The 13,130-nt window shown below is 50.6% G+C and carries 8 protein-coding genes; all 8 read right to left on the reverse strand.

Going from position 1 to position 13,130, the window contains the following annotated elements:
• Positions 1–18 precede the first annotated feature (18 nt).
• The gene (locus tag AC1DF0_RS03245) at positions 19–642 is read right to left on the reverse strand and encodes a YIP1 family protein (protein WP_442050677.1); all 624 of its coding nucleotides are present in this window, start codon (positions 640–642) and stop codon (positions 19–21) included.
• A complete protein-coding gene (locus AC1DF0_RS03250) occupies positions 620–2,068 on the reverse strand; it encodes a gluconolactonase (RefSeq protein WP_442050678.1) in 1,449 nt (482 codons plus the stop codon). The genes AC1DF0_RS03245 and AC1DF0_RS03250 overlap by 23 nt, the downstream gene beginning before the upstream one ends.
• 20 nt (positions 2,069–2,088) lie before the next feature.
• Positions 2,089–2,952 (reverse strand): carbohydrate ABC transporter permease, encoded by an 864-nt coding sequence (locus AC1DF0_RS03255; RefSeq protein ID WP_337104415.1) that lies wholly within the window; start codon positions 2,950–2,952, stop codon positions 2,089–2,091.
• A gap of 5 nt (positions 2,953–2,957) precedes the next feature.
• Positions 2,958–3,890 carry a carbohydrate ABC transporter permease gene (locus tag AC1DF0_RS03260; RefSeq protein WP_337104418.1) on the reverse strand — a complete coding sequence of 311 codons (933 nt, stop codon included), beginning with the start codon at positions 3,888–3,890 and terminating at the stop codon, positions 2,958–2,960.
• A 45-nt stretch (positions 3,891–3,935) separates the two neighbouring features.
• Entirely contained in the window at positions 3,936–6,842 is a 2,907-nt protein-coding gene (locus AC1DF0_RS03265) for an extracellular solute-binding protein (protein ID WP_477573128.1), read from the reverse strand.
• A gap of 135 nt (positions 6,843–6,977) precedes the next feature.
• Entirely contained in the window at positions 6,978–8,378 is a 1,401-nt protein-coding gene (locus AC1DF0_RS03270; RefSeq protein ID WP_442050679.1) for an ABC transporter substrate-binding protein, read from the reverse strand.
• A gap of 810 nt (positions 8,379–9,188) precedes the next feature.
• A complete protein-coding gene (locus AC1DF0_RS03275) occupies positions 9,189–10,217 on the reverse strand; it encodes a LacI family DNA-binding transcriptional regulator (protein WP_442050680.1) in 1,029 nt (342 codons plus the stop codon).
• Between the two features lie 152 nt (positions 10,218–10,369).
• Positions 10,370–13,129, reverse strand: a complete 2,760-nt coding sequence (locus AC1DF0_RS03280; RefSeq protein ID WP_477573051.1) for a beta-galactosidase — start codon at positions 13,127–13,129, stop codon at positions 10,370–10,372.
• Between the last annotated feature and the right edge of the window lies 1 nt (position 13,130).

Here is a 13,130-nt window from a genome sequence, read left to right on the forward strand (position 1 = left end):
GCTAGGCCCCCTTTCTCCTCATGCTCGCAATGAAAGTTCCTGATAGATCGTGTACACAAACCCAACAATCTGTTGAATGAGACTGAAGAATAGCAGCCCCAAGAAGATGATGACTCCCATGACAACGATCGTTAAAAGCATGGTCGTAATCGTCTTCATAACCGTATACTGATGAACCGTCATCGTTCCGATAAACATCAGCCAAACAAACCATATCGTAGCCACGGATTCCAATAAATAATAGAAGGAAGCCTCGCGCAGCGTAATGACGTTGCTGAGCAATAAATTGGGCAGGTAGAGCAGAATCAAAGGGAGCATCGCATACCCTGTGGCGATAACGATTTCTTTGAACTTCCCTTCCCCGTCCATTAACGTCGTTAACGACCAGTTCGCGATACACCAGAGTAGAAACGGGAACACAATGTATTTCAGCTCGTTAATGCTGTTCAGATCAAGCGGATAATTAAAGTTGACGACGTAGCCGGAATACTGGCGTTTCAATATCATCATCACCGTCACGCCGAGCAAGATGGCAAGCGCGACTCTAAGCTTCCCTCTGTTCTCGTACTTCAGATCCCAGAAACCGTCAAAGGGATGAAAAGCAACATGCAGCGAATATTTAATGTCCTTGAGAAACTGCATTCTGTTTCATGCCCCCTCTTCTTGACCTCAGGCCTCGACGAATGGCCACCACGACCACTATGAACGCGATTAGAATCGTCATGTAGGTTCCGAAGTTCTCGCGCATATATTCCCTGCGGTACTTCGTTAACGCTTTGGAATAATATTCTCTGTCGTTGCCTAACTTCAGATAAGTCATCGCTTGCTTGTATTCGCCCCGGCGCAGCATCGACTTGCCGATTCCGACATAGGCCATTTCGTAATTCGCATCCAGCCTAAGCACCTGTTCCCATATCTTAGCGGCATCGTCGTGCTTGCCTGCACTGTATAATCCGTTCGCTTCATTGACCAAGCTTCCGAATTTGGTCGCCGTAAACTCGGTAATCATGCCCAGATCGCGATCTAGAGCAAAGATCCGATTGCCAAAGCTTTCAATCGCGATCGGGGTTTTGAACGTACCGCGCTGATTGCCGACCTGACCGACTACATACAGCAAGCTTCCGTCTTCGTTATACGTGAAGATTCGTCCCCGAGTCGAATCAAGCGTCCGATACACCCCATTGCCGCTGACATCGATATCGATGAAAGCCGATGGATTTCTCGTTAAGTCGCCGACCGGTCCCCAATCCCCGTTAATACGCAGCACATCGATGCCGGACGGATTCAGCCTTTTGACAGGGACCGCGGTTTGCTTGTCAGCCGTCGTTGTAAATATAAATCCGTCCCCATCCACGTCCACATTGTTGAATTCAATCGGAACGAAACGGATCATTTTTTCCCGTTGCTCTTTGGTCGATACCGTCTTCCAGAATAAATCAACCGGATCGAATTGCACGGGGTTCGTGCCTATAAATCCGGTAAAGTCGCCTTCGCTGTCGAATTCGATAATGCCGTCGAAGACGCCTCTAGCGACAACGTAGATACGGCCGGCTTTATCGACGATGACCTTGCGCGGAATGTATTCGAACTTGTCGCTAAGCACCTCGGACTTCGGAGCCCCGATTTCTCTGATGAGCGCTCCGCTTTCGTCGAGTACAACAACGCGCCTGTTCTCGGTATCTGCTACGTAAATATGACCTGCCTCGGTAACGAAGATACCCTCCGGTTTATTGAAGGTATCCTGCTTGCCGTTATTGTCGAAGCCTTGATATTGGCGGATCGCCTTCCACTCGCTGTTAAGCACCACAACTCGCCCGTTGCCGGAATCCAAAATATATAGATTGCCGTCAGCAGCCGCGAACATGTCGGTCGGCGTCGCGAGCGGTCCAATGCCCATTTCCTGTCCCGTTATCGTCCTAGAAGGAAGATAAGCGATTGGCGATTTAACGGCGTCTCCCCAGTACGAATATACATATCCCTCATACGGCGATGCGTGAGCCGACTTCGGACTTAGCAAGGCAACGATCATCACAGCCGCCAGGATCAGAATCGATCGCTTTATTATCAAACCTATACGCCTCCATCGCTTTAGTCCTTCATGCCGGACGTTGCCATCGTTTGAATTACATTGCTCTGAGACAATACAAACGTTACGATTGGCACCGTCATCATAATAACTGCTACTGCGGCACCTACCCCTGCGCGGGCAATACCGCCCTGAACGATCTGCCCCATGGCGTAATGCATCGTCTTAAGCTGCTCGCTGTAAATAAAGCTGCCTCCATCCGTTCCCCACAGCATCTGCATCATGAGGATAAGCAGCGTCAGCCAGGCTGGCTTAACGAGCGGCATGACGACTTGCCAGAAAATACGGTATTCGCTTGCTCCGTCGATCTTCGCGGCTTCCAGCAGCGCGTCCGGTATTTGCTCCATGAATTGCTTCATTAAATACAGGCCGAGCGGATAAGCAAATGCCGGAATGATGATGGCCTGATACGAATCGATCCATCCGAGGACCGACATGATCATATAGTTTGGAATGGCCGTTACATGCGGCGAGAACATGAGCGAAAGAACAATGACGGTGAACAATATTTTGTGGCCGCGAAATTTGTGCTTGGCCAGCGGGTATGCCGCCGCCGAAGCGAGAAAAATATGGCCCGCGGTGCCTGCCGCCGTAATAAAGAACGTATTGAAGATATATCTAGAGAACGGAACCCAAGAGCTCTTCATAACTTGGAACAAATCCGTAAAGTTATCGAACGTCGCATTCCTCACGAACAGCGTAGGCGGGAATACGAACAGCTCATCGAGCGGCTTGAGCGCATTGTTAATGACGTAAATCAACGGAACCGCCATAAAGGCGCCGAACGCGGCAAGCAGCAGGAACAGCAGGACATCCACCTGCCAGGAGCGGTTCACTTTTTTCTTGAGACCTATAGCTAGCTTCATCTCGCCTATTCCCCCACCCTCTTCAGCAACTTTTGAACGGCCAGATTGGAGCCCAGCATGAGAACGAACAGAACGGTTGCAATGGCTGAAGCATAACCCATCTCGAACCGAATCGTGCCGTAATCCACCAAGTGGGTAACGACCGTATGAGCGCCGTACTGCACGCTCGGGAAGCCCGCCAGTGCCATTGCGACATCCGCAACTGCAAGGGAGGATGTAATTTGGATGACGGCACCGAACATAAGCTGAGGCCGCATCGATGGAAGGGTAATAAACCAAAGCTCCTGCCAACGGTTTCTCACGCCGTCCACCGCTCCCGCCTCATACAGCGTACGGTCAACCGTCTGCAAGCCGGCAATGAACGCCAGGAAGCTGGTGCCCAGACTGAGCCATAATTGGACGACGATAATGATCGCGAGCATGTATTTCGGATTTTGCAGCCAAAGGATCGGCTCGTAGATGATTCCGAGCTTCATCAGCAATCCGTTCATAATGCCGTATGAATCGCCAGAAAAAATAATTTGCCAAATAAAGAAAACGTTGCCCGATATCGATGGCGCGAAGAACACGAGCGTCATGATGGCTCTTACCTTTGAATTAAGCTCATTAATGAGCCATGCAAAGACGAAGCAGGCAATATAGCTGACCGGGCCGGTAATAACGGCGAAGATCATCGTGTTTTTGAGCCCGATCAGGAACACATCATCGTTCCATAACAGCTTGGAATAGTTCTCCCAGCCGACCCATTGCGGAGCCTCCAGCATATTGAAATTCGTAAAGCTGAAGAAAATCGAAATGGCGACCGGGAGCACGGTAAACATTAGGAACAGCACAACATATGGAGCCAGCAGGACGTACAAGTGCTTATCCCGCTTCACGTCCTTCGTGAACAGCTCCCATTTCCCTTGCAAGCCGGCAGAGCTTCCCTTCGGCTGCATGATCGTCTCGGTTGCGATTTTTGTTTTTTGCAAAAAGAGTCCCTCCTAGTCCTTCACGTCCAACTTGAACTCGGCTCGTTTCTCCGCGATCTCATAGTCGATTTCCTGCACATAGTCGTATAACGCATCGGCCGTATTCGTACCGTTATTGATAACTTCACGAAGCGCGTTGTCGAGATGTCTTCCCGTGAAATATCCTCCCGGCACCTCAGGCACGCCTTGCACCCATTGCCATTGCTCTTCGAGATTGCGATAATCCCGCGCCGGCCATGGCAACTCCTTGAGCGCTTCCATATTGGCTGTCGGATAACGCGCCGCAGCGCCCATCAGCCCTTCCATCTCTCTTCCGAACCGTACTTGCGAGTCCTTGCTTACCCACCACTTCATGAACTCCCATGCCGCATCCTTATCCTTGGCCTGCTTCAACATGATGGCGGCTGTTCCGCCGCTGGCGACGTCCCGGCGAATCGTGCCGTCCGTCTGCTTCATGCCCGGAACCGGAATGAATTCCCATAAGCCTTTGATTTCCGGCGCGGATACGGTCAAGTAGTTGTAGAACGTATAGTCTTGAATACCGACCGGCATCTCGCCTGTTCGGAACCGCATTGGAAAATCGAAGATCAGCGGAAGCTTGTAGCTCGTATAGAAGTCGGTCCACTTCTTGAATGCGCTAAGCCCTACGTCTGTGGCCAAACCGCTCTTCGCTCCATCGTTCAAGTAGAACGCTCCATCCATTTGGTACAACAGCATCGCGAACGCACGGTTCGCCTCCAAGACGGGAACGCCCGTCGATTGGGCAATCGGAAGCGCGAAATCCATATGGTTCTTCTGCAGAACCGGGATCATCGCATATACCTCTTCCCACGTCTGCGGCGGCTCAATATTGAGCTCCTCCAATATATCCTTCCGGTAGAAGAGCATATTGAATATTTGCTGTTCAGGCAGCGCAAATACTTGGCTTCCGGACTTGTACGGAACGACCGCGCTGTCTCTGAACTGCTTCACGACCGTCTCATAGTCCGGGAACTTAGACAAATCCTCGGCTGCATTTCGCATACCGAAGTTCATCGGCACGTCATTGCCGACCTGCATCGCCACATCGGGGCCTTCCCCGGCGAGCGAAGCGCGAAGCAGCACATCCTGATTGACCAGCTTCAGATTAACGCCGATGCCCGTCTGCGGAGTGAACGTATCGTCGATCATCGCTTTCAGCACTTGCGCCTGATCGCGCCCTGTCCCGATCCATACGGTGATGGACTCCCCTTCTTCCGTCGTGTTGCCGATCGTATCGTAATTTTCGAAGAACGAATGGAAGAAGGACGATACCTCGTGAACCATCTTTCTGCCGAAGGAAGCACCTGCTTTAGGCAGCTTCTTATCAGGCGAAGCAAGAAGCAGGTAATCAATCTCGAGCGGCTGCTCTCTAACCTGTAGAATCCAGGCGCCGACGCTGCCAACATTGATCTTGAATTGACCTAACCGCTTCTGAACCGATTCCGGTTTCTTAGCCAAATCGGCCAGCTGATAAGCGGTTTTGTTCAAGACAGCGGTTTTGTCGCTTTTCTCACCCGTCAAGCGAACCAGTTCTTCCGAAACGGAATACAAGATGTCGCTTTGCTTCTTGAACACGTCTACCATGTCGGGAATTTGTTTATCTAATTGATAATCCCGATAAGGATCTGGAACGTTACCGGTAATCATCAAGATTTTTCGATACATAGCATTAATATCGAGCACGCTTGCTTCTACTTGGCGAATCAGCGGCGCGATTGACCCGAGGCTGACCTCAAGCTTCAGCTCGTGTTTGCCTTTCGTCATATAGAAAAGATAGGGCTCTTCCTCGTTGCCAAGTACATTCATCTGCCAATCCGAGTCGTAATAAAACGGAATTTGCGCCATTTCCTTAAACGGGATTTCCCCGTCAATCCAGAGCGAGCGTGTAGAATAAATGCCCCGAAGCAATTCTTGTCTGTTCTTGATCGCGATCCGGTACAATCCGTCCTCCGGCGCCTCGACTTCCCAAGCGATCCATTGGCCCGGTATCCGCCAGTTGTTGCCGCCGACCGTATTCATTCTGACCTTCGATACGTCATACGGCTCCGTTGATGGACTGGAGCGGTCGGTAATCGGATACAATGTCGGCGATGATTTGTAAGATGCGCTTTCGCCCTGAACCTTGATCAACTGCCCGCTTGTCTCTTTATAACCCATTGACTCATAACCGGCCTTCACTTCTTCATAAGTGGAAGGCGCATCGTAGTGAAACAGCTTAATGTAGTCGATGGCCATCGGCTCTCGCGAGGATACCAGCGTCAACTTGTGCTTACCAGCTGTAAAATAAAAAACGTACGGGTCTTCGAAATACCCATCTGTATCTCTGAACAGCGATTGCTGCCACTTAGGCGATTCGACTTGGCGAGGCCTCAGCTCGTTGCCCCTGTTATCTTGCGTGATTTCTTCGCTCTCGTTTTTCCATACACGATGGAAAGTCAGGTTTCTAGCACTTGCGAAAGGCAGCTTGCCGTCAATCAGCAGCTCTCTTTCAATGGTGGAGCTTTTGCCTTCGATTGGAAAATAGTTCATAGCGATATGATATAAGCCGGATGTCGGCACCTCGAGCTCCCACTCGATCGAGCCGCTCTCTCCTGTCTTAACGAAGTCGCCTGTTACTCCGCCCAGCTCGCCTACGATTTCGGGGGTCATATCGTGAGAGGCTGTATAATCCGCTCCTCGAATCACGATCTCCTCATCGGGCTGCTCTTCATCCTTGTATTGCTGCAAATAAACGTCGTAGCTGTTCTCAGATGCGTTCGTCAAGGAGTTCTGATCGCTCTTTGCATCGGCTTCTGTATTTGTCGCAGCCCCCGTACCGGCCGCATCGGACTGAGATATAGGGGGGATAACCAATATCGAGAGCAGCATAGCGATGATAATCAGCCAAGCGACGGTCATTCTGGAAAAGGCGAATTTCACCTCATTCCCTCCTTTTCGCAAACTAGCGGAATCTTGTTTTTGTGAGCACCGCCCGGCCTTCCAAGAGTCGGAAGACCGGGCAGTCTGCTTGTTGACCTATAAGTGTTGCTTTATTTACTCTTTCTTCTCTTCCACTTCGCCGCTCAATACTTTGTCTGCAGCCGCTTGCGCTGCCGCGATAACTTGAGCAACACCTGTGGACGGCGTAACCTCGCCTTTGACGAACTTGCCTGTCACAGAGTCGAGCTGTTCTTTCACGCCGAGACCGCCGAAGCGTCCGCCGAATACACGTTGTACCTTGCCAGCTTCGTTCATAGCGTTAGCGATGGACGTATCATCCGGAAGCACGTTCTCGAGCCACAGCTTGCGGTTGCCTTCCCAGTTGTCGAAGTCTTGCAATTCTTCCCAGATCTTCACAATAGCTTCTGCGTCCTTAACGCCTTTTGGAATCACATAAGCAGCCGTTTGTCCAAGTGGATCGGAGTAGCTTGTCGCGTTAGGTGCTTTAGGGAAGTAGACGTAGCCCCACTCATCTTTCATCTTGTCTGTCAGACGTCCTTCGATTTCCCACAATCCGCCCGGATACATGGCAATGTTGCCTTCCGCAAAATATTTGGCTGGATCTTCCCAGTCGTTGCCTTCGTTCTCTTTCACGACTTTGTGCGTGTTGTACAGCTCGTATTCAAAGTTAAGCGCTTCCATAGCTGCCGGAGAATCGAACGATACTTTCTTAGTAGCTTCCTCGTAGATCAAACCGCCGTTGCTTGCGATCAGTTGCTCCGAGAAAATGTAGTGTGCGCCGGCAAGACCGTATTGGTCCACTTTGCCGTCACCGTTATTGTCAACAGTCAGCTTCTTAGCAGCATCAAGCATCGTGTTCCAGTTCCAATTGTCCGCGTCCATCAATTGCTGTGGATCTTGCAAGCCCGCTTCTTTGAAAATCCGTTTATTGTAATACATACCGGAGTCGTTCGCGTTGTACCAGCCTTCAAGACCGAATACTTGCTCGCCGCCGAATTTCATTGATTCGATAACGTCCGGCGCGATGCGGGAGTTGTTGAGATAATCATTCAATGGCGTTAAGAAACCGCCGTTCGTAAGTCCCCAGATGAATCCGTCCGGCAAGCGGACGATTTCTGCGAAAGGATCGCCTGCCAATACAGAGGAGGACAGCTTCTCTGAAGTGGACCAGTATTCTGTATTCAGGTACTTGATTTTGACGTTGTATTTCTCTTCAACCTTTTTGATTCTTTCGCGAGCCAATTCGTCCGCTTCGGAGTCCCCTACAGGCGTTGCGTCCCACCAATGGGAAATGCGAATCTCTCTGCCTCCGAGGTCCGGAGCCGGCTCTTCAGGTACCTCAGTCGGAGCGACCGATGCAACAGGAGCTTCCGTCGCAGGCGCATCGGTAGCCGCCGGTGTATTCCCTCCGTTATTGCCGCTGCATCCGGACATAATCATCATTGCGGCGGTTACAGTCATCAACATCGGTTTCATCTTTTTGATTTGTTTCATTGTTTAACACATCCCCTTCATGAATGATTAATCAAATAAAAGCAAGATAGACAGATTAATTAATCAGAGAAATGATTCTACCCTCCTCAAATCAAAAATTATATATAGTGGCGGCTGCCATTATATAAGCGTTTCGAGCATTTTATTGCAGAAAACAAAACAATCTTGATGACTCGATTTTTTATGTAAGGGTTTTCATGAAACCCATTTCATTATAGCTCGCTTCCTTTTCTTGGTCAATACGAAAGTTTATATTTTCCATAGTTCCTGTTAAGGCGCCTTATTTGGCAGGAATGAACATTACGCTAAAACAGCTCCACCCACCATCGTTGATCTCACCAACCATAAGCTGCGTTTCCCATCCTATTTCCCTCAAGTAACCTAGGTTTGTGCGAATAGGATGAGCTTCCCATCCTATTTCCCTCAAGTAACCTAGGTTTGTGCGAATAGGATGAGCTTCCCATCCTATTCTGTCTTCAACCCAACCCGCTACCCTCATCGTCGTCGCTTTCACCAACCATAAGCTGCATTTCCCATCCTATTGCCCTCAAGTAACCCAGGTTTGTGCGAATAGGATGAGCTTCCCATCCTATTCTGTCTTCAACCCAACCCGCTACCCTCATCGTCGTCGCTTTCACCAACCATAAGCTGCGTTTCCCATCCTATTGCTCTCAAGTAACCCAAGGGTGTGCGTATAGGATGAGCTTCCCATCCTATTCTGTCTTCAACCCAGCCCGCTTCCCAGACCATCGTAGAAAAAAAGAGCGCAGCCCCGATTGCTTGGGCTGCGCTCTTGAAGGAATAATTGCGTTAAGGCATTAGGGCTCGCGTGCTTTGCCGCACGATGAGCTTAGGCTCTAGCGACGTATGCTTCTTCACTTTCTCTTTGTTCATCATCGCTTTCAGCACTTTGACAGACGTCATCCCAAGCTCGTGCGCCTGCTGGGAAACGGTGGTCAGCTCGGGAATGAAGTGATGCGCCAGCGGAATATCGTCGAATCCGACGATGGACATATCATCCGGAATCGTCAGTCCAGCCTCTGCCGCCGCCTTGATCGCTCCGATCGCCGTATAGTCGTTCACGCAGAACACGGCAGTCGGACGCTCCTTCATGGCCAACAGATTATGCATCTGGCGTTTGCCGGAATCGATGGAGAAGCTGTCCGGCAGCAGCCATTCTTCCCGAATGTCCAGATTCGCTTCTTTCATCGTCTTGCGGAATGCCCGCAGCTTATTAGAGGTCGTCGTCATATGACTTTCCCCGCCGATGAAGCCGATCTGCGTATGTCCTAGCTCGATAAGGTGTTGAACGGCAAGAACAGTTCCCGCAGCCTCATCCGTAGCAACCCGAGTCAAGTCGGTCCCCCGCAGACCGCCATTGACGAGTACGGTCGGAATAATGCTTGCGCACTGCACCAGCTCTTGGACAAGATGCTCTTCACAGTGCTTCAAGTTAATTCTTCCGCCCATAAATATAATGCCGTCCACACGTTTCTCCCGCATAATGCTCAGATATTCCGATTCTTTCACATAATCGCCGATCGTATTACTAAGCAGGAAGGTAAGGCCTGACCGCATCGCCTCCTCCTCCGCTCCGGCGAATACTTCCGGAAAGAAGGGATTAGTCAGATCGGGCACAATGACGCCGATAATGCCGGTTTCATTTTTGAGAAGCCCTCTGGCCATAGCGTTAGGCTGGAAGTTATATTTTTGGATAAGCTCTTCAATTTTGGCGCGTGTCGATCCTCTTACCGGAGCGGTATCGTTCAACACACGGGATACGGTCGAAATCGATACTTTTGCCTCCTTGGCAATATCATATATAGTGACCTGTCTCAAGCTTAACGCTTCCTTCCTACTTCATGTCACGGAATATTATAGCAAAATCAAACATGTAATGATATGCGTTACACCTATTGCAGCGAAAATAGAGCAGGCTCGTCTCGTCAACGAACATTCCTGCTCTAGCTATAGAGTCCTAATTGCGATGCCTACAGATTGCCCCAGCGTCTATAAGATTGCTCGTCATAGAAGAGCCTTACCGCAACCGGAGTTCTGCCCTCTTCGTCGAACAAAATCAGTTCATTGTCCTTCTCCTTAAGCCACGCCATCGGAATCTTGTAATCCTCCTGCGGCCCAATCTGCCAGTAGCGGCCTAGATTACGGCCGTTCAACTGCAAATACCCTTTGCTTAAGCCCGTCAATCTCAGCTTCAGCTTAGGATTAACGCCTTCCGGAATGGCTGGAAGGTCGAAATTGCTGCTATGCCATGAAGGCCCGCTATGAATAGAGGTGGCTGAGCCCTCCGCAAGCTTCGCTGCATCTTCTAGCGATACTGCCGACCAGCCTCTCAGCTCCCGTGAACGGTCATAGGTCAGCAGCTCCAGCCGATTCAACGGCGTACGGCCTACCGGCATTTCAATGGTGTTGCTGCCTTTGACGATATAGGAGGAAATGTCGACTGCATAATAGGCGAACCAATCCTTATAGTCGTCCATAGGCACTTCCCGGCCGTTAATCCGGAGTCCGCCGCTTAACGCTCCGACCAGTATAGCCCCATTATGATCATTAACTTCAAAAACTCGAGTGAGCGCAGAGGCGAACGGTTTTCCTTGCACCTCGTCTAGGTGGACAGACTCCATACCGCAATGCCAATCTCTGCGTAGGTCGATGACCGAGCCGTCCATATAGACTGGACCGAATATGCCTTTCTCCTCGCCCAAATTCGGCGAGAAATTAAGACTGCCCATATGCTGTACAAGCAGTTGCAGCTTATTGCGTCCTTTGTTCAGGCGTACGACCGCCGACGCCGCGCCTACTTGGCGGATCATCGCTTGCTCTTGTCCATTGACGAACAGACGCGCAGAATCTTGAATGGCTGACAACACCATTGTGCTTTCTTGATCCCGATCGCACTCCGCTTCACTCGTGTAAATAAGATACCCAAAGTCCTTATCTAGCTCTGCGAATCCGCGCGGAGTATCGGCAAGCTCGCCCGCTCCGAGCGCAAGCAGGTTCAAGTCTTTGCGAGTCCAATTCGATAAGCTCGGCAGAAGCCACGGCTCACTATCTTGAGCGGTGTTGCTTGATTGCACCCAGTCTCCAATAAGGAAGGGTTCGCTCTCAGGGCCGCCCCTTACTCCGCTCACGTTGCCATCAACGTCTATGTCCATGTCCTCCCAGCCGAATGCCCAGCATGCTTCTCCACCTTGCTGCCGAAGCTTCCATGCTCGGTCCGACATATAGCCGTTTAATGCAATCACTGCGATACGCTGCCCGCCAACCGTCAATGCAATACGCTGCGGCGTTTGGAAATGGAAGACGTCTAAATGCAGCGTCCGGCCATCCGGGCTCATTTCATGTCGGATTTGTGCTTCATTATCATACTGAATCACGTGATCGGCTTCGAACACGATATGCGTACGCTGGCCGTCTTCTCCAGCCACAATAATCGTTTGGACCTCGCCAATCCGGTCGTTCCCAATGACGAACCCTCCGCAAGTAAGTTTCAAACCAGGACTCACTTCATACCGGTCAAGAATCGGTACGATCTGACCCGGTTTAATCGAAACCTGAAGCGTTCGGCCGCATTCGAGCGTAATCGGGTACATTTCCTTCTCCTGCTTGGCGCTTTCGGCGAACCAAAGCTTTTGCCTGTTCCACTGTCTGCCTTGGAGTTTTATTCCGTCTGGGCAAGTGGCCTCGCATGATTCCATCGGCTCCGCTTCCAGCAAAAACGCGCTGAGCGCTTCCGTGAATAGGGAAACCTTTTTGGCCATTCTATATTTGGCTGTCACTCTCCCATATTCGGACAGTGGAGCATCGTAATCGTAAGAGGTAACCATGTAAATATCGCTGCTTCCTACCGTTCGGCCGCCGTAACCTCCAAAGTTAGTACCGCCAAAAAACATATAGTGGCTAATGCCGTCAAACCCGGCGCGAATCGCCTCCATCATCCTCTTCTCGTACAATTCAGGCGTCTTCTGCGTGGCAGAAGGCGCTCCCCAATGCTCGAACCACCCTGTCCAAAACTCGGTTACGAGCTTCGGAACGTCTGGCTGCTTAAGCATCAGCTTCTCATAATGTCCGTCTGCACCCGACCAGAAGTTCGCCCCTTCGATCGTTCCTTCTAAGCCGCCCTCGCAAGTTATTAACGGCATATCAATTCCACGCTCGAGCAAGCCGTCGCGCAGCTCCCTCATGTAAGCCGCACCTGCCGTGTCATCGGCCAAATAACCGTATTCGTTCTCGACCTGGACCATAATAACGGTACCGCCTTGCGACATTTGGCGAGAGCGGATAACCGGAACAATCTGGTCAAAGTAAAGATTAACGTAATGAAGGTAAACCTCATTGTTCGTTCGGAACTGTATATTAGATTTATGTTTCAACCAATACGGAAAACCGCCGAAATCCCATTCGGCGCATATGAACGGACCCGGCCGCGCGATGACCCATAGTCCCAGCTCCGCGCATAGATCAAGGAACGCCCCGCAATCGTTGTCGCCGCTGAAGTCCCAGTTGCCCTCCTCCGGCTCATGCACGTTCCATGCAAAGTAAGTATCGATACAATTCATGCCTGCTAGCTTCGCCTTGACAAGCACTTCCCGCCATTCCTGCCTAGGCATTCGAAAATAATGAATCGATGCGATGTTCAGAAACACTCTCTTCTCCCCGATGATAAAGCTCTTCGCATCATAGCGAAGCTGCGTTCCCTGTAATCCAGTGTTGTCTAAGCTATCCGTAATCATA

The sequence above is a fragment of the Paenibacillus sp. 05T425 genome (assembly GCF_056396205.1).